Genomic DNA, 23859 nt, shown 5'->3' with positions numbered 1-23859 from the left:
CTTTCAACACGTAACGTGTGCTAAACCCGTACTTCCCTACTAACCATTCAGGAAATCTGCATCGAAAAGTGATTTTTTATTACCCTTCCTACAGCTTTCCACCAACCAGCTGCTCTCTATCAGTACCTGTAATAAAACATGTCTTTTCTGTTCACGCATTTACAATTCTTTTTTCAAAAGATCCATGTTGGGAATATTGGGTGTTTCAAATTCATCCAGTGCAGCTTCCAGTTGTCTTAACTCATCCTTCATGCTGCCTTTTAATTCATTTGCCTCATTTCCCAGTCTGGCAATATCCAGCAATATGCCCCTTGCCATGATTAAAGACTCTTTCACGATAGCATCTGCATTTTTCTGTGCTGTATCTACTACCATATTTGCTTCTTTCATCGCAATCCTTGCCATCTCTCCAGCTGCCTTCTCACGAATCGCCAGATTTTCCATGACCTTGTTATATTCCTGTTGTTTTTCAGCCAGTTCTTTTTCCATTTCTTCTACCTGTTTCAAAAGCACTGTTTGCTTTTTCTTCAGTTCTTCGTTTTCATTACTAAGCAAGGATATATAGTCATCGACCTGGTAACGGTTATATCCATTTTTCATCGTATCGAATGATTTCTTGTCCATAACATCACCTTTCGTCCTCACCTTCGGAAATAAGCGGCTTAATTCACAAATGGAAATAGCATTATTATTATGTCATAAATATGCCACTTCTTCAAGGGATTTTTGTGAATGTCATTGTATTTTTCCAGCTTTTTTCATTATTTTCCAAAATCATTCCTTTTATATGACATTCATTTTCACTATGATCATATGAAAGGAATATCCCCCTCCAGCTTTGAGGGTAGTCATGGGGGTAGTTTTGGGGGTAGTCGCATTAAACTATGAAGCAGTTTAAATGCGACTTATTTACATAAGAAAACTATGTGATGTAGAATATATGTCATTGTTTTCTTCTTTTTCTAATATGAATACCTCAAAGGTATATTCCTTTCCATTCACGAATATTTTTTTATCAAGAAACTTCCTTATTGTTTCCAAACTAATTAATTTTAGTTTCAATATCTGATCTTTTTTACTAATCCTTTTGGCAGATTTTTTTTAGATTCTTGCATTTTTGATAAAAATGTATGTATTTTATCTGAATCAAAGTTTCTTGTAACTAATGCAATAGAGAATTCATCTTCTTCAATTTTATCTTCTAGGAATACCTTGATAGCATGATAATACTTATGTGTATCATTAACTTGCTTAACAAACTTTTCAATATTTAAAGCAATAATTCTGTAATTATCCATATCTGCTTTCGTAGTATCTATACTAAACAAATTACGTTTTAAATCTAAAGCAAATGCTTTCATTTTTTTCTGTTGCTCATCAACGATAATAATAAATATGTCTATCATTGAAGCATTTTCTTTATTAACGATTGGTGAACGATATTCATGTGCATAGTATGCATACTGATTCCGTTGTAACACTATTTTTGAATAAAACACATCTAATCCGTCATCATGTTCTTCACTACATAGAATAGATTTTGATTCTCCTATTTTGTATAAAGTTCCTTTTATAATCCGATCATCATATATTTTTGCTTGTATGTTCATAGGCTGTACCTCAAAAAATAGCCTTTGCTTCTTCTATCAAATTTGAAACTGCATCTTCAAATTCAGTAAAAGAATAGCCAAATCGCTCGTTATATTCTGCTTGTTCAACAATACTTTTTCCATTATGTTTTTCAAAATTATATACCAGTACTTCGGAGTCAATCAAAAGATCTTCTTGTTCTAAATGACATTGTTTTAATATATCACAGATATTTTCCTCTTGGTATCTTTTAGATAGCATGAATAAATTATTAATTTTGTTTGTGATATTATCACTGTGTGTAGAAATGATGATACGTTTTCCTTGATTGCATAAACGATTCAACATTCTAACCATTTCAAATTGCTTATGTGGGTGCAGACTCGATTCTATTTCATCAACAATCAAAGTTGTGTAGTTTTCTACTCTTGTTAACAAATAATAAAATGGTAATAATTCAGAAATCATGGAAGATGCAACATATAGTGGTATTTCAATATTTTCATTTTCAACTGGTGTATATGTCACATCAATACCTATGTTTAGCTTGCCATCCAATAAATGCTCTTGTAAGAAGATGATTAGTTTCTTATTTATTTCAGCGATATCTTCTCGATAATAATAACCTTGTAAATAGTTTAAATAATCATATAGAGGTGTAGTCAGTGAAGTTCCTTTACTCATAAGATTTCCTTTAAATTTGTCTGTTGTGACATTCAAAAAATATTCTTTATATAGTAGTTGTAACCCTGTACGAGCAGCTGGAAAAAAGGTAGTGTATAAATCAAAACCCGCTGCATTTAACAAAAGATTGAACAAAACTTTATAACTACTTTCTCCTGTATAAGTATGATAATACTCTTTATGATCATGTTGATCATCACTCACGTCAAGCATGTATCGAAAATTTGATTTGTTAGATTCCTTTAGTAAACAAAACAGAAATGCGTCATTTTCCTCTAAAACAAACTCTAATTGGCATTTTTCAATAGGGATTGATGTTTTGAAAATTGATAATATGATATCATCCAATTCTTGTTTTAGTTCTTCATTTAATCTTTCTTGCATATCATAAATCCTATTGGAATCAATTTTAATTTTATTAGATGATAAATCAGCATTGCTAAACTCATATTTTAATAATAAATCCGTTTGATTTAAAACTTTTTGTATAAATCCATAAATCAATTGCATAAGATATGTTTTCCCACTGTTATTTTCCCCAACAAAAACAATAAATTTTCCTAATTCAATATCTGCTTTTTCAATCTTACCAAAATTTGTGATGTGTATAATTATTTTCATAGACAACGCCTCCATTCTGGTCTAAGTATACCATAGAAAGTGAAAGAAAAATAATGAAATCAAAAATTTGGAAATTTCTTTATTTGGGTAGCTTTTTGGGTAGTTATTTGGATAGTTATTTTCATTTCATTGAAATGAAAAAGCCCGCACATAGCAGGCCTTACTCATATTTTGCGACTTCAATAACTAGATGATCTTTTTTTGTCTTGTTGGATACTTCTAAAAACTTAAAACGCCCTGCTTTTCGTATCGATATCACACTGCCAGCACTAACCGTTGTGGAAGCCTGCTGGTTTACGGTATGATTGACCTTCACAAGTCCTGCTTTGATAAGATCTGTTGCTTTGCTTCTGGACATATGTCCAAGTGTAGATACCATCACATCTAAGCGTAAGGAAGATACGATTTTGGTTTCATATTTTAATTTTTGTTCATGTTGAATAGGTTCATTTGTTCGCTGAAAATGAAGAGAACAGCGTTTGATTTTGGTTAAGTTGCAGGTGATATAATTTTCAACCATCTCATCACAGAAAATATAGATTCTGTCATCCTCAATGATAAAATCTCCAATCATATCCCGTTCAATGCCAATATGCATAATGGCACCTAAGATATCCGGATGTGATAATTTAGAGAAGGATGAGGAGTAGTTGGCTTTTAAACAGATGGTAGGAAAAGCTGGTTCTTCATCATCATATGGTAGAAATGCAAAACGTACACGTTCCGCATTTGGATAACCGCCATCCATACGATAAAGAATCTGTTTCCCACAGATACTTTGTGCAATCGATGCTTCTTCAGGCGTAAAAAAGGGAGTAATGCATATCCGTCTATAACGTTGCATCTGATCAATGAGATCATATAGGCGTTTTACGAATTCTTCATTACCCCGAAAATGTTGTAACTGATGCTGATTCATTAATTACTCTTCGTTTGCATCCAAACTGATTTCTCCATGTACTGCTACATTTTTAGGAGCACACAGAATAACATTATGACCAATTTTCTGGATGGTTCCATCCAGAGCGAAAATAACACCTGTTAGAAAATCGATTGTTCTTTGCGCATAATCTCTTTGCAGCTTATGTAAATTAATAACGGCTGCCTTGTTTTCTTTCAAACGTTTTGCGACTTCTTCTGCTTCATCGAATGAACGTGGTTCAAACAAAACCATCTTTGTATCACCTGATAAACGACTTACCTTTGATTTTGGCTGTTCATATTCAGACAGGACACGGTTATCTTCATCTTCCTGTTCTACTTCTAACACATCATCTTCATCCATTGGTGCAATAAATTCTTTAAATTTTTGACCGATGCTCATGTTGGCATACCTCCTATACGTTATCACTATTTTATCACAAAGTTCTGCATAGAAAAAGGCTTTTTCCAAAAGAAAAGTGAGATTTAGCTAAATCTCACCAAAATCACATCGCCCTGAATATTTTCAATTTCCTTTACATCGATTTCTATTTCTTCTTTACCGAAGAAAAAAGGAAAGCATTTTTTGATACAGGAACGTGGCGGACATGCGTAGATTGCATAAATCAGATAGGAGCACGGATCAAAAGCAAGATCACAAACCGTTCCTATCAATGCCCCGTTTCGTATATTGATAACCTGTTTCCCAACGATATCTGAATACCTCATTTGCCTCACCTAGTTTATTGTATGAGGAAACTTCAAATGTGTGCTAGTTTTCAATATCTTTTCGTAATGCCGCAATAGCATTTTTTTCAAGGCGTGATACCTGTGCCTGGGATATGCCAAGTTCATTTGCGATTTCTGTTTGTGTCATATCATCATAGTAACGTTTTTTGATGATATCCAGTTCTTTGCCTTTTAAATGCTTCAGGCTCTTTTTTAATGCCATCACATTGGATAATTTTTCAATTTCATCATGCTCATCTTTGATTTGATCTAACAGAAACAATTCATCCCCATCACTGTTATAGACGGGTTCAAAGATACTTAATACGGATTGGGTGGAATCTAATGCATCCACGATATCTTTTTCTTTGACTTCTAATACAGAAGCTAAATATGCTGTGGTTGGTTCTTTTTGATAGGTATGTATATATTCTTCTTTTACCTGAAATGCCTTATATGCTAAATCTTTTAGATGTCTGGATACTCTGATGACCTGATTATCTCTTAAGTAACGTTTAATTTCTCCCATAATCATGGGAACAGCATAGGTAGAAAAACGCACCTCATGTTTTAAATCAAAGTTATCTATGGATTTCACAAGACCGATACACCCTACCTGAAACAGATCATCCATGTTTTCACAGCGGTTATGGAAACGCTGAACGATGCTTAGCACAAGCTTTAAGTTCCCATTGATCAGGGTTTCTTTAGCTTGTAAGTCACCGTTTTGTAAAGCGACAAACAATTCTTTCATTTCTGCATTGGTCAACACTTTTAAAGTGGATGTGTTGATCCCACTGATTTCTACTTTATAACGACTCATTTCTACAACCTCCTAGCCTTGTGTACTAGGAGTTTTCCCTTGTAAAATTTATGCTATACACGTGTTTATTTGTAAGTAACTGGAAAGAGATATCACTTGACAAACAGGAAAAAACCATGGTGTTTTATCATCATGGCTCTGTTGCTTTTTTCTTCTTTTCATCTTTTTGAAATTCCCGATATATCTTCATAAAGGCCCTTTTTTCTATCCGTGATACATAAGATCGTGAGATATTCATGGTTTTGGCAATTTCTCGCTGGGTCTGTTCCTTTTGTCCATATAAACCAAAACGCTTGGTAATGATTTCCAGCTCTCTGGCATCGAGTACGTGAATGAAACGTTTAAGCTTGGATACGTTATCTTCTAACATCATATCATCAATGATATTATCTTCTGGCGCGGATATCGCATCAATGAGTGTAATCTCACTGCCATCCTTATCGGTCGCAATGGCTTCGTTAAGTGATACGTTTTGAAAATAGTTTTTAGAGCTTCGTAAATACATCAATATCTCATTTTCTATACATTTACTGGCATAGGTTGTAAGCTTATGCCCTTTTTCCGGTTTGAAAGAATCAATAGCCTTGATCAATCCAATAGTTCCGATACTGATGAGATCTTCTTTTTGTTCCTTACGGATATCGTATTTTTTTACGATATGGGCAACCAAACGCAGATTGTGTTCAATCAGCTTATTGCGTGCTTCTTCATCATGATCTTTCAATAATGCGATACACTTTGCTTCTTCTTCCTTATCAAGTGGTTGTAAAAAACTGTTGTTTCGTATATATCCAACATAACATAACGCATTTGACAGTAATTCAAATAATGTTGTTAACATTTCTTATCACCTGTTATCAGTATATGATAAGGGATGTGACAACATGCGACAAAAAAATCGGATTACACACGTAATCCGATTGGTGTTGATGCGCCTGGTAAATAGATGCCGGCGATAACAACGTTTGCACCATTGTATCCACCATGTACGACTTGTCCATTACCTACATAAACAGCGATGTGACTTTTACCACTGCCATTATTTGCATAGTATAATAAATCACCTTGCTGTAAGTTATCTAAAGAAACCTGTGAAGCGATTTGCAAGAAGTTGTCTGGTCCCATGATGTGATGTTCAACGATCGCATCGCCATCCTCTTCTTCTACTGTGATCCATGCGGATTTTCCTACTGCTTCAATACTTTTTTCTGCGACTTCTTCACACCACATGTTTGCACCTACATAAGATAATGCTGTCTGGGCAATAGGATTTGTAACTGCTTCCTGCTGAGGCTGTGGAGCTTCTTGTTTTTTGGAAGGAGAAGGCGTGCTTTCCTGCTTTGGCTGTGACTGTTGTGTCTTTGCAGGGGCCTGTGTTTGTGTTTCATTAACTTCGTTATTTTCCACAGCCTGCGCTGTTTCATTTGTTTGTTGTTCTTTTTCAACGGTTTCTTTCTTTGTTTCTTTTTTACTTGTTTCTGCTTTTGGTGTAGCTTTCTTAGCATTTTTCTTTGTAGTGACTTCCTGTACCTGTTTCATAATATCTTTAGTGCCTGAATCGATATTCGTCAAACCGATTGCCGCAACCTTAGTACTTTCAGCTGTTGTATTGTTATAAACGATACCACCACAAATCAATCCAGCGCTTAATAATGCGCATGTACTATATGTCAACATTTTAGATTTTTTCATCTTCATGTCCTCCTTGTTTTAAACTGTGTTTCTTACTTCCTACTCATACTATACACAAAACTTTGTCACACGTAAACCCTTTAGCCTACATTTTATGACCTTTTTGTGATATTAAATGCATTTTTAGCATTTATGTGACACAGCTGTGATTATTTAGATAAAAAAAGACAGTCATCTTTCTGACTGTCCTAATTCTCTAAAAATGAACGATAATAGATTTTAAAACTTAATTTTTCGTTCAGTTTTTCTAATGCAATCTTAAAACCGTCAATATCAAAGACTGCGACATCAATATAAGAATAATGGATACCAATTGCCCCGCCAATCGTTCTAGCTAGTGACATATCATAGAATAATTTATTGATTTCCTTTTCTAGCTGTTGACGTAATAGTGCTTCTTTTTCATCTTCATATAAGACTTCATAAAATAGATAGCCATATTCTGCGCCACGCTCTTTCATATCTTTACATGACTGGTATTCTTGATTTAACAATTCCTCCTGAAGTTGTGGATTGGTGGTAATGATCATCTTCATATCTTTACGAAGGGTTTCACTTGGCAGCTTTTCATCCAGTTTGTATGCCATATAAATAGTGGTAGGATCATGGTACTCGCTCCACTCTTCATCAATGATGATATCACAGATATCTTCGTAAAAGTTAGGTAAAAGACACACATTTTCTTCATCACTTGGTGTGTCAATGATCGTAATGCTGTTGATTCTTGCTTCCAGCTCCAGTTCTCCAATGAACAGCTCCAGCATATAAGCAACCAGACGGTTACGATAATCTTCTTCCATATCCTTTAATGCTTCACAATATACTTCAATATCCAGCATCTTTAATGCTTCATTGATTTTGTAATAGATTTTAAAGTCTGCCCCACCATAGCGTTTTCCTTTCACATCAATATAGCTGTTCATTGCTTTTTGTGATAATGGTGGCCGCCATGGATTCAGGATCCAGTTTTCTTTTAACTGTTCTGGTGCATCTTTCACTAATAAAGCGCTGCAAAATTGTACGTTCTTATCTCCACCGCTTGGAAATGTCATTTCATAGAAGCCATTTTCATTCATTTCCAGCTCCATCTTTGTGCCGACAATCGTCGCTAATCGATGATTTAAATCCTCTAGCAGATGATCTAATTCGTGTTGATCACCTTCTTGTAATGCCTGTTCAATAGTGCTCTGTACCGTTTCAAAATACTTCCAAAAATTTTGTACTCTATGTTTTAGATTCATATCTACACCTCTATTCATTTCTTATCAATAAACAATACTGCTTCAAATCATAATTGTCATGTGTAATGACACTCATCAATTTAAAGCCGGTTTCTTCATATAATGCCAGATTGTCTTTATGATGTGTTTCCATTGTCACATCAAACCCTTTTTCTTTTGCATCTTCACATACACGTGTAATCAGCATTTTAGCTAGTCCCTGTTTTCGATCCTCTTTTTTTGTATACATCAGATCAATATGATATGACTCATGTGTCACAAATTCTTTGACCCAGCGGCTGGTAAACATATCCCAGCACTTGATCACATGCCATATGACCTGAAAGGAATGAGTGGATATCAGCATGGGAATCATTTTCATATTCAGACTAAATAAACGCAGATGATATTTCCATGCGTTTTCAAGTGATGTATCATAGACCACCATCACACTGTGCAGTTCTTTACTATCTGCGATAAAATGACTGTATGGACGAATTGCAGCCAAGTAGTGTTTAAAGAAATACTTTACCAGGCGCCTTCTTGATTTTTTATATGGAAATACGGTTTTATACAGTTCATCCTCATAAAAATTCTCTGCCATTTCTTTATAAAGATTGGCAATTTCATAGTCATTTAATTCATATAAACCAGCGAATGACATTTTTTCACATCCTTATTCCTCGCCCTATTATATCATATTTCTTCGATATGTGTAAATTATGAAAAGAACGTCTTATGTAATTAAACATTCACTAGACGTTCTTTCAGCTTTTTCAATATTTTTTTCTCTAAACGGGATACCTGTACCTGGGAAATCGACAATTTTCGGGCAATATCCTCCTGCTTCATACCTAAATCATAGCGATAGTGTAATAGCAGCTGATCACGTTCTTCTAAGCGTTTTACTTCATTCTCCAAACTGACCTTCATCACGACATCTTCTTCTTTACGATTTTTCACTTTATCTTCTAATAGAATTGGTGAGCCATCGTTTTCATAGATGGTTTCATCTAAAGAATAAACAAACTGATTTGCTTCAAATGCCACGATTACATCGCCAACATCTAATTGTAAATCATCTGCGATCTCCTGATAGGTTGGCTCATGATGCAGCTGTTGAAATAGTTTTTCTTTGCTTTTCAGCATCGTTAAATAACCTTCTTTAATGGAACGGGATATTCGCATACTGCCATCATCACGAAAGTATCGTTTGATTTCTCCCATAATAATTGGTACTGCATATGTAGAAAACTTTACACCATAACTGACATCAAAATGATTCAGGGCTTTCATCAATCCCACACAGCCTATTTGAAATAAATCATCCTGGCTTTGTTTCGGTCGATGAAATCGTTTCACAATAGAATAGACAAGCGGTGTATTCTGCGCAACGAATTCATCTCTTGCTTTGTTGTCCCCTTGTTGAATCAGATGAATCAGTTCTTCATTGCTCCGTTTGATTTCCATGTCTGATCTTCTTTTTGATTTGCAGATCACATCCCTTTCCCGCTTCACTATGAATATGGAATTCATCCGCAAATGTCTGCATTATGGTCATTCCCATACCACTTCGCTCCAAATACTCTTTGCTGGTATACATTGGCTCCATGGCTTTTTGGATATCATCAATACCACAGCCATCATCTTTCACGTGGATATAGATATAATGCTCATCATAGCTGACTTCCAGCAGGATGATGCCATCCTCTACATTCTCATATCCATGAATCATCGCATTGACGACTGCTTCCGCTAAAATTGTTTTGATTTCCATCACATCTTCCATAGGAAGATCTAACGGCATTAAAAATGCCACAACTGAGGTTCTCGCAAATGCTTCATTTTCTAATTTACTGTAGAATTCCAGTTTCATTTTATTCATAGTTTTACCTCATTTCTTTCATGTCGTATGATCTGAAAGATGCCTGACATCTGAAACAGCTTCTCATTGGCATTTGACAGGTTGCATACCACCAAAGTGCTGCCTTTTCGTTTCAACTGTTTATATCGTGCTAATACAAATCCAATACCTGTACTATCAACAAAGGTCACTTCCTCAAAATCTAGTTTCACAATCGTTGGCTGGTATTGTTCTATCAGATCGATACAGATCTGTTTCAGATTGGTTACACTGAGATTATCTAAATCGCCAAAGAAATAGAAATACAGGATACCATCTTTAAATTGATGCTTCATGTTTTATCACCCTTTCACCTGGACTATCTTATCACTTTTTTATTTCGGCTTGTGGATATTCGACAAAGGTTGTCAAAAGCAGTCAAAAAAAGCATATCCATATCAGATATGCCTTAATCATCCTCTTCTTCATCATCTAAATCCCAGCTGTATTCTTCCATATAGCCAGCACGCTCATCTGCATCATGAGCAACCTTCAACAGGCTGTATAATAAGATGAACAATCCTGCCAATGCAAGAAATAAAACAATCCATGCAAGACGTGACATGATTCAACACTTCCTTTACTCCCATAGTATGTGTCGTTTTACCAATTTAACTATTGACAAATATATCCTCAAATGTTTTCATAAAAATATCCACAAAGTTTAATGGTACCACATCATGATCCACACCAATGGGTACCTGCATATGATAGCCATCAGACATCGTAATTTCCATTGTACCGATTTTCTTATTGGCTTTATAAGGCAATTGGGCATCGATCTTGATTTCTTTTTTGGTTTCTTTTGGCTGTGATCCTTTTTGATACACATAGGATACATCATCTAATGTCACAATACCAGCAGTGGCTGGCTTTCCATTTTCAAATTTTTTTGTTTCTATCTTTGTGCCTTTTTTATACAGGGTTGCCTGTTCATATTGTGAGAATCCATAATCCAGCAGTTGTATCATTTCTTTATTTCTTACCTTGCTGCTTGGCTCTCCCATGACTACACCAATTAAACGCAAACCATCTTTTTTGGCTGTTGTAGTAATACAGGATAATGCCTCTGTAGTAAATCCAGTCTTTAAGCCATCTACTCCGGGATATTGTTTTAACAGCTTGTTAGTATTGACCAGCCAGAATTTTGAGTCACTGTTTTCTCTGATATATGCATCATACGTACTGGTGATTTTCAACAGCTCTTCCCCGCCTTCCTTGATCAGGGCACGGGCAATAATAGCCATATCTTTTGCGCAGGAATAATGGTCTGGATCATGCAAACCGGTAGGATTCGCAAAGTGGGTATTGCTTAATTTTAAAGTTTTGGCTTTTTCATTCATCATTTCCACAAAACCATCTACACTGCCACCAACCTTTTCTGACATGGCAACCATTGCATCATTAGCAGAAGCGATACAGATACTTTTGATCATATCTTTGACGCTCATAGTTTCATTGACTTCAAGAAAAACCTGTGAGCCACCCATACTGGCGGCATATTCACTGGTGGTTACCGTATCCTCCCATTTAAGTTTTCCATCATGTAAAGATTCAAATATAAGTAATAATCCCATCATTTTGGTCATGGAAGCTGGATATAGCTTTTCTTTTTCATTGCGTGCATATATGACTTTCCCTGTTGTATTTTCACACAGATATACACCTTTTGCACTGGGAGCTAAAACATTTGTTTGTGGTTCTTCTTTCTTTTCAACACATTTGACAGGCATGGTAAGTACAGGAAGCATCATACATGCACATAGTATTAGTAGACATATCTTTTTCATCGTTATCAACCTCACTATAAGCCTATGTGAATCTTGTATAAATAAGAACAACTACCCGGTTGAAATTTCATCAGATATCATGTACCATGATTAACGAGGTGATCATGATGCAAAGTGATAAGACATGGGAATATCAGGGCTATCTCATGCGTTCTTCCAGAATAGAAGATATGGAAGAATATTATATTCAGGGCTTTTGTAGACAAGATGATGAAGGAATACGTATGACTGGCAGTAAAAATCATTACACGAAAGAGGAAGTTACCACATATTTTCAAAATTGTTTACATGATCCAAATCGTTATGATTTTTTGATTTTTGCTCCTGATGGCACCATGATTGGAGAAAGTGTCATCAATGAAATTGACTGGGAATCAAGAAGTGCTAATTTCAGGATATATTTATTTTCGCCAACGATGCGTGGCAAAGGTATTGGCTTCTGGGCAATTTGTACGACAAGAGATTTTGCCTTTGAAAGCTTACATCTTCATCGCTTATCTTTAAATGTGTTTGCTTTCAATGAACATGCGTATAAAGCATACCTGAAGGCAGGATATCGGGAAGAAGGCAGACTTCGTGATGCGATATGGGATAAAACGCAATATGCAGATGATATTTTAATGTCAATTTTAGAAGATGAATGGAAAGAAAGCCATAACTCTGATACACAATCGTGACAGAGTTATGGCTTTTTTAGCTGGGATAATAATTAATGACCATGAAGCTAGTCGTTATTTCCTTTGGATTGATATAGGTATGCGAGATAGAGGAATCAAAGGCAATGCTATCTCCTTCTTTTAAAATGAATTCACCATTTTCGGTATCCAATATAAGTTCTCCCTGCATGACATAAATATATTCTTGCGATTTTTCACTATGTCCAATGGAGCTATTGGATGCCTTGGCATCTAATTCACAATAGAATAATTCAAAGTTTCTAGTCGGTGTCGTGGTGTAATAACAATATACGCGATAGGCATTGTTTTCACTTGTTTGTTTGATGGTTTCTTTTCTTTGTACGATGGTGGTTTCATCATCTACGCCATCAATCAATTTGGTATAGGGAACCTTTAGACCATTGGCGATTTTCCAAACGGTATTGATGGTGGGATTACTGTTGCCTTTTTCTATATCTGACAACATCGTCTTACTGATACCTGAAATACTTGCCAATGCTCCTAAGCTCAAATTTCTTTCCGTTCTTAATTTTTTTAAATTCACTGCGATAATTTTTCCTGGTTCCATAGCGTTCCTTTCTTTATGCTTGACAATTATAGTGAACAAACGTAAAATATATCGTATAAACATTCAATATATCTTACGTATGTTAGATATAAGAATATAGTTATTATAGGAGAAGTAACGTAAAAAAGCAAGGAGAACTGTCTATGAAACGAAAAGCTTTGAAGGTGGCACTGCCCCATACCCTACCGATTTGTGTTGGATTTTTATTTTTAGGAATTTCTTATGGGTTCCTGATGAAAAGTAAAGGATTCTCATTTTTGTATCCGATGTTCATGAGTATGTTCATCTTCGCAGGTTCTATGGAATTTGTGACGGTCAATTTATTATTATCTGCATTTAATCCTTTATATGCCTTATTATTAACGTTGATGGTGAACGCTAGACATCTTTTTTATGGGATTTCTATGCTGGATACTTATAAAGATTGTGGCATCAAAAAATATTATTTGATTTTTGGGATGTGTGATGAATCTTTTTCGATTAACTGCTCCACTATCCCACCTTTGGATATTGATCGTGGATGGTTTATGTTTTGGGTTACACTTCTTAATCATATCTATTGGGTCGTTGGTGCGACCTTAGGTGGATTGTTGGGATATATCATTCATTTTGATACGACCGGGATCGAATTTGTGATGAGTGCACTTTTTGTTGTCATGTTTATCAATCAATGGAAAGCGGCCAAAGATCATACACCTGCAATCATCGGCATCTTCAGCTCCCTTATTTGTCTATTACTATTTGGTGCTCAGAATTTTATGATTCCTTCGATGTTATTGATCGTATGTAGTTTTGCGATGAAGCGTTCCTCTTTGGAAATAGAAAGTGAAGGTGATGCATCATGACATTCATTCAGCAAATCATCATTATCATGATCGTCGTTTTGGGAACCATGTTGACGCGATTTTTACCATTTATCATATTTCCTGCGTATAAGACCCCGCCTGCTTTTATTAAATTCTTAGGAAAAGTGTTACCGAATGCCGTGATTGGTCTGTTGATCCTCTATTCCTTAAAGGATGCCGTATTTAGTGATTTTCATTGTCTGCCAGAGCTTATTGCTATTGGCTGTGTTGTTTTCTTTCATCAATGGAAAAACAATATGTTGCTAAGTATCGCAGGAGGTACAATCCTGTATATGTTTTTGGTTCAATATTGTTTCATCTAAAAAAACAGGAGAATTATCCTGTTTGAGCTTGTATTTTATGAAACAACAGTTGTTGAAGCGATGGTTCTTGTAGACAGCTTTTCTGTATCATGGTGATATCATGATCATGGAACTGCTTCATTAGTGCTTCTTTATCCTTTTGCATATGTGTGCCAGATAACATATATAAAGAGAAAATCATGATCTGCTTTGTGAAGGTAGCACTATCTAAGAATGGCACTTGCTTTTCCTGTATGATTCTGGTATGTTTTTTTACCTTGCATTGTGCTGCATACTTGGAAAATGCACCATGTGTACTGGAATGATATACAATAAGTAAATCCTGATGAGGTTTACTATATGTCTGTTCAATTATATCGATAAGCTGTACGACTTCTCTTTGTCCATCAAAAGGAAGTGTAAGCAGCTTTGCCTGATAAGGCTGTAGTAACTCTTTGATTTGAATATGAAAACGGCCATCCTGCATCAACATCGGATATAATGAAACTTCAATATGACAAGCATGTAAAATCGACAAGCTTTCTTCTAATGACAATACTTCCATATGCGTTTGATTTAATGTATTTATGACCATATCACTGAGAAATGCAAAGTGATATGCATAAGCTGAATTTTGTTGTTTCAAAGCTTCTATAAAAGAAGTGATTTCCCCACCTAATACCGATTGTATCTTTACACCATGAAAGACAAGCAGACATGCTTGCTTTTTTTGTATCGCCTCTAATAAAAACTTTAGAAAAGATACAGGATACACAGGCAGTTTTTTTAATAAGCTATATGCTTCTTTTCGAGCAGGCAGGATGGAAAGAAGCTTTTCACGCAATGCATATAAATAAGGCATTTCCCCTGCGTATTCTTCTTCATATACCTGTGCAAAGCGTTCTAACATAATACGATTAATAGCAGGATATCGGCCTTTGGTAGATACGCCAATGATTACATTATCATCTTCATAAGACAGCACACTGCCAACTTCCCCTTTGGTTGCGCTTAAACAAAGAATGCCCATTGCTTTACAATCCATAGTGATTTGATGATTCAGTAAGGGATCATTAGTGGCTGCATATACAAGCTTGTAGCCATTTAAGTATGATGGCGCATATGCATCATGAATACAAGGGATATCACAACACTCTTCTAAAAAAGTTTTGGATAATATTGTAAGCTTCGCTCCCTGCACTCTGTATTCTTTTGCTTTACGAAGGCCAACATGGCCTGCACCTATAATCAAGACTGGCTGATCTTTGATATCATATCTGAGCAGTATACTCATAAGCGTTTTAATGCTTCCTTGATGATGGATAGTGTGTGATCTAGTTCTTCCATCGTATGTGCTGTGGATAAAAACATACATTCATATGGGGATGGCGCAATCAGAATGCCATGATCATAGAGATATTGGAAGTAAGACACAAATGCCTTCTGATCGATATCTTTTACATCACGATAAGATTTTATCGTGTGGTCTGTAAAAAACAGTGTCAACAGACTGCCGCATTGATGAATCTGATATGGCAGATTATATTCGTTTAGGATATCTTGTATACCCTCTTTTAGGTAAGCACCTTTCTGATTTAATTCTTCATATACTTGTGGATGTTGTTTTAGATATGTGAGTAAGCGAACACCTAAGTGCATCGCCAAAGGATTTCCTGACAGGGTGCCTGCCTGATAGACAGGTCCACTTGGAGATACCATATCCATGATGGCTTTTTTACCACCATAAGCACCTACTGGAAGACCTGCGCCTATGATTTTGCCAAAACATGCCATATCTGGTGTGACGCCATAATATTGTGCTGCCCCGCCATAGGCGATACGAAAGCCTGAAATTACTTCATCAAAGATCAATATGATTTTTTCTTCCTCGCAAAGTTTTCTTAAATCCTGCAAGAACTTTTTATCAGCGTTCACAAGTCCCATATTGCCGGCAATCGGCTCTATAATAATACAGGCAATCTCATGAGGATTGGCTTTGATACATGCTTTTACGGAATCAATGTGATTGTATTCACATACCAGTGTATTTTTCACAACATCTTCAGGTACCCCAGGACTTGTTGGTGTCCCAAATGTCAATGCACCAGAGCCTGAGCTTACCAATAAACAATCGCTGTGTCCATGATAACAGCCTTCAAATTTGATGATTTTATCTTTACCCGTATAGCCTCTAGCCACACGTATGGCAGACATGGTGGCTTCTGTGCCTGAATTGACCATACGCACCATATCGATTCCAGGATAGGCATCAACGATTAAATCTGCCAATACAAGTTCTTCTGGTGCACATAAGCCATAACTGATTCCTTTTTCTATGACTTCCTGCATATGATTTGTCAATAATGGATGGGCATGTCCTAGGATCATAGGTCCCCAGGAACAGATATAATCAAGATAGTCATTGCCATCTACATCATAGATATGTGAACCAGATGCATGATCGACAAATAAAGGTGTTTCATTCGCACTGGAAAATGCACGTACTGGCGAATTAACGCCGCCTGGTATTTTTTTACATGCTTGTTGGAAGAAAGCTTCACTTCTTTGATGCATTATTGTATGCCTCCTTCATCGATCAGCTGTGCTAAATACAAGGCGAAATATGTAATGATCATATCCGCACCTGCACGTTTCATGGATAAGACACTTTCATAGATGACATCTTCTTTCATCAGTCCAGCATAGATAGCCTGCATCAGCATACTGTATTCTCCACTGACATTATATACACAGATTGGTGTATGGATATGCTCCTTGGCACGTGCCACAATATCTAAATAGCACAAGGCTGGTTTTACCATAACGATATCTGCGCCTTCTTCGATATCCGCTAAGATTTCACGCTGTGCCTCTTGTCCATTGGCATAATCCATCTGATAGCTTTTGCGATCGCCAAAACATGGCGCAGAGTCTGCGGCTTCACGAAATGGTCCATAGTAGCTAGACGCAAATTTTGCGCTGTATCCCATGATTGCCACATTAGTAAAACCAGCTTCATCCAGTGCTTCACGAAGGGCTTTAATATGTCCATCCATCATATCACTTGGTGCCACCATATCAATACCTGCCAATGCATAGCTGACTGCGATTTTAGATAATACAGGTAATGTCGCATCATTATCAACATCATGGTGTTCATCTAAGATACCACAATGTCCATGTGAAGTGTATTCACACATACAAACATCCCCAATGACATAGAATCGTTCATCATATGCTTTGATAAAGCGAATGGCACGTTGTACAATGCCATCGGATGCATATGCCTGAGAACCTGTTTCATCCTTATGGGCTGGTATTCCAAACAGAATACAGCTGAAGATGCCACAGGAAATCATTTCATCTAATACCTCATGTAAACGGTCAATGGAATAATGGTATACATTGGGCATAGAGGCGATTTCTTCTTTGATATTGTCCCCTTCTACGATAAACAATGGATAGATCAATTCTGATTTATCCAACCTGGTTTCCTTCATCATGTTGCGAATCACAGGATTTTTTCTTAGTCTTCTTCCTCGATACATATTATTTCAGCTCCTCTTTTATTAATGACAACAGTGCTTTTTTATCTGCTGTTTTACTTTCTATGATGTGTTTTGCGCCATATTTACGACATGCTTTGGTGGTATGTGGTCCTATGGAAAATATGGTATCTATATGTGCGAATAGATCTTTACATGCCTTTACATGAAAGGCACTAGAAGCCATCATGGCATCATAGTGTTCATAAGTGGTCGTAAATGGCTTCATGATGGTATGATACATTGCGACTACATGTACATCATAATCGGATAATGCCTCCTGTAAGATCGTATTATCATTGTCGGCTTTTGCCAACAGGATGCATTCGTCTTTTGAAATCGTCTGTTTCAGTAATTCTGCCATATGCCAGCTGTCACTTTGGGCACAGATGATATCGGATAAAATACCAAATTCACGTAATTCCTTTGCAGTCTTTTCTCCAATACAGGCAAATTTTATATGGGAAAGACAACGAGTATCACAGCCTTTTTCCATCAGAGAATGAAAGAAAGATGATACACCATGGCGACTTGTGAACAGGATACAGGAATAATCCATTATATCGATATCTGCCAATGCATTTTTATATTCTTCTATTTCTCCCACCTGTACCTCTTCTACCATGGCACCCGCTTCTCGTAAATCTTCTCCAATTAAGTGATGATCTAAATTAGGAATGAGAATACGTTTATGAAGTAATGGTTTAGATGTATAAAAATCCATTTGTTCATGTAAGGCAACCACATCACCTACCACGATCGTACAAGGACTTTCCATATCAAAGTCTTGATTTAATGCCTCCTGCAAGGTGGAATAGATACTTTTTTGATTATATCGTGCCCCGTTGGAAATAAGGGCAATGGGGGTGTCTTTCGCTTTGCCATGGTCAAGTAACCCCTGAAATACCTCCTGCTTATGTTTTAATCCCATTAAAAACACAAGGGTATCACTACTACAGGCCATAGAGCGATAATCTAAATCATTGATTTCATCATCTTTGGTATGTGCACTGTATACACGAAAGCCACGATTGATTCCACGCTGGGTAATGGGTATACCTGCATAGGTAAGCGCCGCAATACTGCTGGATATACCCGGCACTACCTCAAAGTCAATATTGGCTTTTGTTAAGGCGAGAACTTCCTCTCCACCACGGCCAAATACATAAGGGTCCCCGCCTTTTAAACGGATGACACGCTCATATCGTGATGCTTTTTCAATCAATGTTTCTTCAATCTTTGTTTGCGGCATCGTATGATGATGATTTTCTTTTCCTACATTGATGCATTCACAATGCGCAGGTACCAGCTGTAACAACAATGGATCAATCAATCGATCATATAACACACAATCTGCCTTTTTCAATAAGTCAATCCCACGTTGTGTCATTAAATCATAACCGCCACAGCCAGCGCCAATTAAATATACCTTTCCCATATTATCCTTCTTTCACATGTTGTTTCATATATGCTGCTGCCATTTCAGCTATCTCATGTTCCTTTTCTAATGGTTCTTCTAGCACGCTTTTTTCAAGTATTGTGCCCTCTTCATTTCCATAGACAAAGCGTAACTGGATGCTGTTTTCTTTGATATGACAACGAGCCCCAATAGGGGAATGACATCCTCCATCCATTGCTTTTAAATACGCCCGTTCTACTTTGATTTCTCTTGTATCTAGTGGTAAAGATAATTTATGAATCATATCTTTTAATGCTTCATCATCACTTCTTAATTCTAAGCCAATGGCACCCTGTGTCACAGCTGGAATCATTTCTTCTTCATCAAAGTATTGTGTAATCTGATGTTTTAATCCTAAACGATGCATGGCAGCTGCCGCTACAACGATACCATCCAGATCCATATCTTTCATTTTCTTTAAACGTGTATCGATATTGCCACGGATATGTGTGATTTCTAAATCCGGACGAAGCTTTAACAATTGATACTTTCGACGCTTACTGCCAGTAGCAATGATCGCATGTGGCTTTAATTCAGAAAGTGAAGCGGCATGCTGTAGCACCAAAACATCGCGACTGTCTTCGCGTATCATGACATCTCCTAGACACAAGCCCTCCTGCAGTTCACTTGGCATATCCTTCATGCTGTGGACTGCCAGATCAATTTGATGATCCAATAGCTGTTGTTCTATTTTCTTCACAAAGATCCCACTGGTATTCATCTGGTCTAAACGTGCCTGCTGATTCATATCTCCATGCGTCTTTACGATGACGATTTCATACGTATGCTGTGGATATGCCTGTTTCAACATCTCCATAATCTGATTTGTCTGTAGCAGGGCAAGTTTACTGCCTCTGCTTCCAATTCTTATCTTCATTTTTCTCCTCCGCCTTCAAATAGCTGTGATACAAGTTCTATATATTCATCCTTTTGTTTTGATGCATGTGACAACATCATCATAGGTTCTTTCACCATACGAAAAAAAGATGATCTTAATATTTTTTTTACAACCCGCTGTTCATGATGATCCAAGTCAATTTTTGAGATGATCAGCTGATAAGCTGCTTCTGCACTTTCTTCACTTTTACGCTGTAAAGAGGATAGCACTTCCTGCAGTTTTTGTGAATTCAGCCATGTGATGGTTTCCTCTACACCTTGTTCAATCATTTCATGTCCCTGTTTTAAAAGGGCTTTACGTTTTGCGATAGAGGCATCCTGTACATCTGATAGATCATCGATCACGATTAATTTAACGCCAAATGATTTCATGCCAGTATCAATATCCGGGGGCATTGCTAAATCCACACATACTTTGGTTTGATGAACTGTGGGATATGCTTCCTGTTTAATGATTTGATGAGGCGAGCTGGTCGCTGATATCAGGATATCGCTTTTTCCTGCATAGAGATAACGTTCTTCAAATGGAATGACTTCAATACGTTCATCATCTTTTAATGCTAAGGCCTTATCCATATGCCGGTTGCATAAATAAATTTTTTTCACAGGTTCATGTTCACAATACGTTAACATAAGTTTTGCCATTGCCCCACTGCCAATGATGCATACACATTGATTTTCAAATGTGATCAGCTGTTTGATTGCACGCATGGCAATATAAGGAATAGATAAAGGACTCGCACTGATCTGATAGGTCGTTTTGATCTGTTTTACGGTTTTAAAACAGTTTTGAAAGATACGATGCATCTGTTTTTTACATGCCTGCATATGACTTGCGAATGCATATGCCTCCTGTAATTGTCCTTCAATTTGATCTTCGCCCAGCACCAGAGAATGATATCCTGCACATACTTCATATAAATATAACAGTGCTGCTTTTCCTTTTTTGATTTTTAAATATCCCTGTAATGAAATATCCGCCATTTTTTCATAGATAGAAACTGCCTCTTCCAGCTGTTGTTCCTCATCATAAATCAAATATACTTCACTACGGTTACAGGTAGATAAGATCACTGCCTGCAAGATGCCTTTATTTAACAGCGATTCATAAAATTCCATCTTCTGGGTATCCATGAATGCTACATGTTTTCTTATTTCTTCACCAGCCTCTTCATGACTGATGCCAATCATTGCGAAATTCAATATGCTCACCTGCTTCCTTATTTATTATAGAGAAGTTTAGGATGAGAAACAAGGAATGTAAAAGGTATTTATTATAAAGATTTCTAATAGATCTATAAAAATATTATAATTGCTTCTCAAAAAGTGTTATGATAACATTGTCAAGGTTATGAAAAGGAGATCAAAATGGAAAAAGAATTATTACAGGAATTAAAAGATGAAATCGAACTGTTCCGTGAACAGACCAATAAATTCATCCAAAAGGAAATCAGTGTAAAGGATTTTAAGGGATTTTCCGGGGGTTTTGGAAGTTATGCACAACGTGGCGGTGAAAAATTCATGCTTCGTTTACGTATGAACCAGGGCGTCATGAGTAAGGACAAATTAGCCTTTTTATGTCGTGTATGTAAACAACATGATGTAAAAAAAGCACATATCACGACTTGTCAGACGATTCAGCTGCATGATTTAAGTGATGTGGATGTTCCATCCATTATGTCAGAAGCTTTAGATCACGATATCGTATGTCGAGGAGGCGGTGGAGATTTTCCACGTAATGTTATGTGCTCTCCCTTATCTGGTGTTGATCCGGATGAATATTTTGATGTATTGCCTTATGCGAAGGCTGTTGGGGAATATCTGTTGTCTATTATCAATAAATATTCTATGCCAAGAAAGCTGAAGGTGGCTTTTAGTAATACCATGCGAAATCAAACACATGCCAACTTCCGTGACTTAGGATTTATCGCGAATAGCGATCACACCTTTGATGTATATTGTGCAGGAGGACTTGGCAATAATCCTAAAATGGGTGTCAAGGTTGGTGATCATATCCAGCCAAAACACATTCTATACTATGTTTCAACCATGGTGCTTATGTTCATGGCGCATGGAAATTATGAAAACCGTGCAAAAGCTAGAACACGCTATCTGCAGGATACTTTAGGTATTGAAGCATTACAAAAGGAATTTAGTGAAAAGGTGGCCTTAGCTATTGAACGAGGAGAACATGATGTGGAAGTTGAAGAATATCATGTGCATAAAACCGGAGATGGTGTCATTGTAGAGGATCGTCGCATTTTCCCATTGAAGCATGATCTGTATGCAGTACATTATCATCCATTAGGTGGCACACTTGCGCCAGAAAAGTTAATGGAGCTATATGAACTGATCAAGGATATGGAAGATGTTGAAATCCGTATCACACCACAGGAAGGTATGTATATCATCAATCTGAATGGTGAAGAAGCGAAAAAAGTATTAGCCGCAACCACAGATGGCGCTACAAATAAATTTGAAACAAGCGTTGCCTGTATTGGTGCTACGATCTGTCAGGTAGGCTTACGTGATTCTCAGGGAGCCTTGATTGATGCGATCACCGCCCTTCGTCATGCTCATGTATGCACAGATTATCTGCCACGTTGTTACTTCAGTGGATGTCCAAGCTCCTGCGGTACTTCACAAATTGGCGCACTTGGATTTCAGGGTACTGTAAAATTAGTAGATAAAAAACCTCAGCCTGCCTTTAAATTAAGTATCATGGGGAATGCACATCTGGATGGAACCATCTTTGGAAAGGAAGCTGGTGTAATCTTACAATCTGATATTCCTGCTTTCTTACAGGATTTAGCAATTCAGACAAATGAAACAAAATTAACATTCCTTGATTGGGCCACTAAATATCCTGATCAATTAGATTTGATTTTAAAAAAATATTTATAAGTATTAAAAAAAATCGCGATTTGCGATTTTTTTTCTTTAGTATGGATAAACGCCTGCTGTTTTTGCCATATGCGCCAGCTATAAAGAATAATATGGATATTTGGGATGGATACCATCAAACTCAAATGTTTCATCATTCCAGTCAACCAACGCCTGATTATCAATATACGTTAAATGAAAATGCTGACACATCAGATAAAGTCCTTCGTTAAATTCATCCAATACAGCCTGTCCGCCATTTTTCTCCATAACTTCTTTTTGCATTGGGATAATGGAATTGACATAGATTTTCACATCAGGAAGTGTATCTTTGATTTTTAATATTTTTTCAGCATACACACTGATAAATGCTTTTACATCTTTATGAAAATGTAAAATATCATTCTTGCCAAATTCCATATAAATGATTTTCGGACACAGGACAAATACTTTTTCGATATCTTCATCAATCATATCGATACATTTTCCCCGTCTTGCTAATACATTATTTTTTCTCAATAAGCGAAAATCAAGGATAGATTCCGCAATAGAATCTCCCAGCAGGACACTATCTTCATAATATGGCAACATACGATAAATCGCCCTACCCTGTTTTTCATCCGCAATGATACGTTTATACGATTTTTCTTTCCTCAGTCGTTCATACTCTTTTGCATCCATGTAATACACCTCTTTCAAATCTCGAGCCT

At 36.6% G+C, this 23859-nt stretch carries 28 protein-coding genes and 1 other annotated feature (1 of these 29 running past the window's edge); of the genes, 4 read left to right on the top strand and 24 right to left on the bottom strand.

All coding sequences use genetic code 11. The features are described from left to right. Positions 1-163 (bottom strand) — a binding site (T-box leader) (it extends 55 nt beyond the left edge of the window). From DW114_RS09930 to DW114_RS09860, 16 genes are all read right to left on the bottom strand, one after another. Beyond that, a complete protein-coding gene (locus tag DW114_RS09930; protein ID WP_117453594.1) occupies positions 160-624 on the bottom strand; it encodes a DivIVA domain-containing protein in 465 nt (154 codons plus the stop codon). (Overlaps the previous feature by 4 nt.) A 434-nt stretch (positions 625-1058) precedes the next feature. After that, complete coding sequence (locus tag DW114_RS09925; protein ID WP_117453593.1) at positions 1059-1610, bottom strand: hypothetical protein; 552 nt, start codon at positions 1608-1610, stop codon at positions 1059-1061. 10 nt (positions 1611-1620) lie between these two features. Beyond that, positions 1621-2895, bottom strand: coding sequence for an ATP-binding protein (locus tag DW114_RS09920; protein ID WP_158552269.1), 1275 nt, complete (start codon positions 2893-2895; stop codon positions 1621-1623). A gap of 160 nt (positions 2896-3055) precedes the next feature. Further along, on the bottom strand, positions 3056-3814 hold the full coding sequence (locus DW114_RS09915; protein ID WP_117453591.1) for an RNA-binding protein: 759 nt from the start codon (positions 3812-3814) through the stop codon (positions 3056-3058). Positions 3815-3817: 3 nt separating this feature from the next. Continuing rightward, the gene (locus DW114_RS09910; RefSeq protein WP_117453590.1) at positions 3818-4219 is read right to left on the bottom strand and encodes a cell division protein SepF; all 402 of its coding nucleotides are present in this window, start codon (positions 4217-4219) and stop codon (positions 3818-3820) included. An 83-nt stretch (positions 4220-4302) separates the two neighbouring features. Beyond that, positions 4303-4545, bottom strand: coding sequence for a PRC-barrel domain-containing protein (locus DW114_RS09905; protein WP_117453589.1), 243 nt, complete (start codon positions 4543-4545; stop codon positions 4303-4305). Between the two features lie 43 nt (positions 4546-4588). Beyond that, entirely contained in the window at positions 4589-5368 is a 780-nt protein-coding gene (locus tag DW114_RS09900; RefSeq protein ID WP_117453588.1) for a SigB/SigF/SigG family RNA polymerase sigma factor, read from the bottom strand. A gap of 130 nt (positions 5369-5498) precedes the next feature. Next, positions 5499-6209: an RNA polymerase sporulation sigma factor SigK gene (gene sigK, locus DW114_RS09895; RefSeq protein WP_117453587.1), complete on the bottom strand. Its 711-nt coding sequence runs from the start codon at positions 6207-6209 to the stop codon at positions 5499-5501. Between the two features lie 62 nt (positions 6210-6271). Continuing rightward, positions 6272-7060: an NlpC/P60 family protein gene (locus DW114_RS09890; RefSeq protein WP_233509585.1), complete on the bottom strand. Its 789-nt coding sequence runs from the start codon at positions 7058-7060 to the stop codon at positions 6272-6274. Between the two features lie 188 nt (positions 7061-7248). Beyond that, on the bottom strand, positions 7249-8301 hold the full coding sequence (locus tag DW114_RS09885; protein WP_117453586.1) for a hypothetical protein: 1053 nt from the start codon (positions 8299-8301) through the stop codon (positions 7249-7251). A 10-nt stretch (positions 8302-8311) separates the two neighbouring features. Then, positions 8312-8944 (bottom strand): GNAT family N-acetyltransferase, encoded by a 633-nt coding sequence (locus DW114_RS09880; RefSeq protein WP_117453585.1) that lies wholly within the window; start codon positions 8942-8944, stop codon positions 8312-8314. Between the two features lie 80 nt (positions 8945-9024). Next, positions 9025-9750, bottom strand: coding sequence for a SigB/SigF/SigG family RNA polymerase sigma factor (locus tag DW114_RS09875; RefSeq protein WP_117453584.1), 726 nt, complete (start codon positions 9748-9750; stop codon positions 9025-9027). Beyond that, positions 9728-10165, bottom strand: coding sequence for an anti-sigma F factor (gene spoIIAB / locus DW114_RS09870; RefSeq protein ID WP_117453583.1), 438 nt, complete (start codon positions 10163-10165; stop codon positions 9728-9730). The genes DW114_RS09875 and spoIIAB overlap by 23 nt, the downstream gene beginning before the upstream one ends. Further along, on the bottom strand, positions 10162-10479 hold the full coding sequence (locus DW114_RS09865; protein ID WP_117453582.1) for an anti-sigma factor antagonist: 318 nt from the start codon (positions 10477-10479) through the stop codon (positions 10162-10164). Before DW114_RS09865 ends, spoIIAB begins: the two co-directional genes overlap by 4 nt. A 113-nt stretch (positions 10480-10592) precedes the next feature. After that, on the bottom strand, positions 10593-10748 hold the full coding sequence (locus tag DW114_RS21505) for a hypothetical protein (protein WP_178695162.1): 156 nt from the start codon (positions 10746-10748) through the stop codon (positions 10593-10595). Positions 10749-10794: 46 nt separating this feature from the next. Continuing rightward, on the bottom strand, positions 10795-11973 hold the full coding sequence (locus tag DW114_RS09860) for a D-alanyl-D-alanine carboxypeptidase family protein (protein WP_117453581.1): 1179 nt from the start codon (positions 11971-11973) through the stop codon (positions 10795-10797). 104 nt (positions 11974-12077) lie between these two features. Here DW114_RS09860 and DW114_RS09855 point away from each other — a divergent pair, with 104 nt between their 5' ends. Beyond that, the gene (locus DW114_RS09855) at positions 12078-12650 is read left to right on the top strand and encodes a GNAT family N-acetyltransferase (RefSeq protein ID WP_233509587.1); all 573 of its coding nucleotides are present in this window, start codon (positions 12078-12080) and stop codon (positions 12648-12650) included. A 16-nt stretch (positions 12651-12666) separates the two neighbouring features. Here the strand turns inward: DW114_RS09855 and DW114_RS09850 are convergent, their stop codons facing one another. Beyond that, positions 12667-13218, bottom strand: a complete 552-nt coding sequence (locus DW114_RS09850) for a helix-turn-helix domain-containing protein (protein ID WP_117453579.1) — start codon at positions 13216-13218, stop codon at positions 12667-12669. Between the two features lie 143 nt (positions 13219-13361). On the opposite strand from DW114_RS09850, the gene DW114_RS09845 reads away from it, so the two are divergent. Both DW114_RS09845 and DW114_RS09840 read left to right on the top strand, forming a co-directional pair. Further along, the gene (locus DW114_RS09845) at positions 13362-14063 is read left to right on the top strand and encodes an AzlC family ABC transporter permease (protein ID WP_117453578.1); all 702 of its coding nucleotides are present in this window, start codon (positions 13362-13364) and stop codon (positions 14061-14063) included. Next, positions 14060-14386 (top strand): branched-chain amino acid transporter permease, encoded by a 327-nt coding sequence (locus tag DW114_RS09840; protein ID WP_117453577.1) that lies wholly within the window; start codon positions 14060-14062, stop codon positions 14384-14386. Before DW114_RS09845 ends, DW114_RS09840 begins: the two co-directional genes overlap by 4 nt. A gap of 13 nt (positions 14387-14399) precedes the next feature. On the opposite strand, the gene DW114_RS09835 is transcribed toward DW114_RS09840, so the two are convergent. From DW114_RS09835 to hemA, 6 genes are read right to left on the bottom strand one after another with little or no spacing between them, the layout of a single operon-like run. Next, the gene (locus DW114_RS09835; RefSeq protein ID WP_158552268.1) at positions 14400-15659 is read right to left on the bottom strand and encodes a precorrin-2 dehydrogenase/sirohydrochlorin ferrochelatase family protein; all 1260 of its coding nucleotides are present in this window, start codon (positions 15657-15659) and stop codon (positions 14400-14402) included. Continuing rightward, positions 15656-16942, bottom strand: a complete 1287-nt coding sequence (gene hemL / locus DW114_RS09830) for a glutamate-1-semialdehyde 2,1-aminomutase (RefSeq protein WP_117453575.1) — start codon at positions 16940-16942, stop codon at positions 15656-15658. The genes DW114_RS09835 and hemL overlap by 4 nt, the downstream gene beginning before the upstream one ends. Next, positions 16939-17913 (bottom strand): porphobilinogen synthase, encoded by a 975-nt coding sequence (gene hemB / locus DW114_RS09825; protein WP_117453574.1) that lies wholly within the window; start codon positions 17911-17913, stop codon positions 16939-16941. The genes hemL and hemB overlap by 4 nt, the downstream gene beginning before the upstream one ends. 1 nt (position 17914) lies before the next feature. Beyond that, a complete protein-coding gene (gene cobA, locus DW114_RS09820; RefSeq protein ID WP_117453573.1) occupies positions 17915-19348 on the bottom strand; it encodes a uroporphyrinogen-III C-methyltransferase in 1434 nt (477 codons plus the stop codon). A 1-nt stretch (position 19349) separates the two neighbouring features. After that, positions 19350-20246 (bottom strand): hydroxymethylbilane synthase, encoded by an 897-nt coding sequence (gene hemC / locus DW114_RS09815; RefSeq protein ID WP_117453572.1) that lies wholly within the window; start codon positions 20244-20246, stop codon positions 19350-19352. After that, positions 20243-21469 (bottom strand): glutamyl-tRNA reductase, encoded by a 1227-nt coding sequence (hemA, locus tag DW114_RS09810; RefSeq protein ID WP_117453571.1) that lies wholly within the window; start codon positions 21467-21469, stop codon positions 20243-20245. The genes hemC and hemA overlap by 4 nt, the downstream gene beginning before the upstream one ends. Before the next feature lie 165 nt (positions 21470-21634). On the opposite strand from hemA, the gene DW114_RS09805 reads away from it, so the two are divergent. After that, positions 21635-23170, top strand: coding sequence for a nitrite/sulfite reductase (locus DW114_RS09805; protein ID WP_117453570.1), 1536 nt, complete (start codon positions 21635-21637; stop codon positions 23168-23170). 78 nt (positions 23171-23248) lie between these two features. Here the strand turns inward: DW114_RS09805 and DW114_RS09800 are convergent, their stop codons facing one another. Further along, positions 23249-23830: a GDSL-type esterase/lipase family protein gene (locus DW114_RS09800; protein WP_117453569.1), complete on the bottom strand. Its 582-nt coding sequence runs from the start codon at positions 23828-23830 to the stop codon at positions 23249-23251. Positions 23831-23859 lie beyond the last annotated feature (29 nt).

It is taken from the genome of Absiella sp. AM09-50 (genome assembly GCF_003433845.1).
In the GTDB taxonomy this organism is placed as follows: domain Bacteria; phylum Bacillota_I; class Bacilli_A; order Erysipelotrichales; family Erysipelotrichaceae; genus Hoskinsella; species Hoskinsella hominis.
The sequence above is the reverse complement of the archived record's forward strand: the minus strand, read 5'-3'. Positions and strand labels throughout refer to the sequence as shown.

What these genes read in the sequence shown, in the direction of transcription:
- DW114_RS09930 (WP_117453594.1), bottom strand. Translation starts at nt 624, where the DNA reads ATGGACAAGAAATCATTCGATACGATGAAAAATGGATATAACCGTTAC.
- DW114_RS09925 (WP_117453593.1), bottom strand. Translation starts at nt 1,610, where the DNA reads ATGAACATACAAGCAAAAATATATGATGATCGGATTATAAAAGGAACT.
- DW114_RS09920 (WP_158552269.1), bottom strand. Translation starts at nt 2,895, where the DNA reads ATGAAAATAATTATACACATCACAAATTTTGGTAAGATTGAAAAAGCA.
- DW114_RS09915 (WP_117453591.1), bottom strand. Translation starts at nt 3,814, where the DNA reads ATGAATCAGCATCAGTTACAACATTTTCGGGGTAATGAAGAATTCGTA.
- DW114_RS09910 (WP_117453590.1), bottom strand. Translation starts at nt 4,219, where the DNA reads ATGAGCATCGGTCAAAAATTTAAAGAATTTATTGCACCAATGGATGAA.
- DW114_RS09905 (WP_117453589.1), bottom strand. Translation starts at nt 4,545, where the DNA reads ATGAGGTATTCAGATATCGTTGGGAAACAGGTTATCAATATACGAAAC.
- DW114_RS09900 (WP_117453588.1), bottom strand. Translation starts at nt 5,368, where the DNA reads ATGAGTCGTTATAAAGTAGAAATCAGTGGGATCAACACATCCACTTTA.
- sigK (WP_117453587.1), bottom strand. Translation starts at nt 6,209, where the DNA reads ATGTTAACAACATTATTTGAATTACTGTCAAATGCGTTATGTTATGTT.
- DW114_RS09890 (WP_233509585.1), bottom strand. Translation starts at nt 7,060, where the DNA reads ATGAAAAAATCTAAAATGTTGACATATAGTACATGCGCATTATTAAGC.
- DW114_RS09885 (WP_117453586.1), bottom strand. Translation starts at nt 8,301, where the DNA reads ATGAATCTAAAACATAGAGTACAAAATTTTTGGAAGTATTTTGAAACG.
- DW114_RS09880 (WP_117453585.1), bottom strand. Translation starts at nt 8,944, where the DNA reads ATGTCATTCGCTGGTTTATATGAATTAAATGACTATGAAATTGCCAAT.
- DW114_RS09875 (WP_117453584.1), bottom strand. Translation starts at nt 9,750, where the DNA reads ATGGAAATCAAACGGAGCAATGAAGAACTGATTCATCTGATTCAACAA.
- spoIIAB (WP_117453583.1), bottom strand. Translation starts at nt 10,165, where the DNA reads ATGAATAAAATGAAACTGGAATTCTACAGTAAATTAGAAAATGAAGCA.
- DW114_RS09865 (WP_117453582.1), bottom strand. Translation starts at nt 10,479, where the DNA reads ATGAAGCATCAATTTAAAGATGGTATCCTGTATTTCTATTTCTTTGGC.
- DW114_RS21505 (WP_178695162.1), bottom strand. Translation starts at nt 10,748, where the DNA reads ATGTCACGTCTTGCATGGATTGTTTTATTTCTTGCATTGGCAGGATTG.
- DW114_RS09860 (WP_117453581.1), bottom strand. Translation starts at nt 11,973, where the DNA reads ATGAAAAAGATATGTCTACTAATACTATGTGCATGTATGATGCTTCCT.
- DW114_RS09855 (WP_233509587.1), top strand. Translation starts at nt 12,078, where the DNA reads ATGATGCAAAGTGATAAGACATGGGAATATCAGGGCTATCTCATGCGT.
- DW114_RS09850 (WP_117453579.1), bottom strand. Translation starts at nt 13,218, where the DNA reads ATGGAACCAGGAAAAATTATCGCAGTGAATTTAAAAAAATTAAGAACG.
- DW114_RS09845 (WP_117453578.1), top strand. Translation starts at nt 13,362, where the DNA reads ATGAAACGAAAAGCTTTGAAGGTGGCACTGCCCCATACCCTACCGATT.
- DW114_RS09840 (WP_117453577.1), top strand. Translation starts at nt 14,060, where the DNA reads ATGACATTCATTCAGCAAATCATCATTATCATGATCGTCGTTTTGGGA.
- DW114_RS09835 (WP_158552268.1), bottom strand. Translation starts at nt 15,659, where the DNA reads ATGAGTATACTGCTCAGATATGATATCAAAGATCAGCCAGTCTTGATT.
- hemB (WP_117453574.1), bottom strand. Translation starts at nt 17,913, where the DNA reads ATGTATCGAGGAAGAAGACTAAGAAAAAATCCTGTGATTCGCAACATG.
- cobA (WP_117453573.1), bottom strand. Translation starts at nt 19,348, where the DNA reads ATGGGAAAGGTATATTTAATTGGCGCTGGCTGTGGCGGTTATGATTTA.
- hemC (WP_117453572.1), bottom strand. Translation starts at nt 20,246, where the DNA reads ATGAAGATAAGAATTGGAAGCAGAGGCAGTAAACTTGCCCTGCTACAG.
- DW114_RS09805 (WP_117453570.1), top strand. Translation starts at nt 21,635, where the DNA reads ATGGAAAAAGAATTATTACAGGAATTAAAAGATGAAATCGAACTGTTC.
- DW114_RS09800 (WP_117453569.1), bottom strand. Translation starts at nt 23,830, where the DNA reads ATGGATGCAAAAGAGTATGAACGACTGAGGAAAGAAAAATCGTATAAA.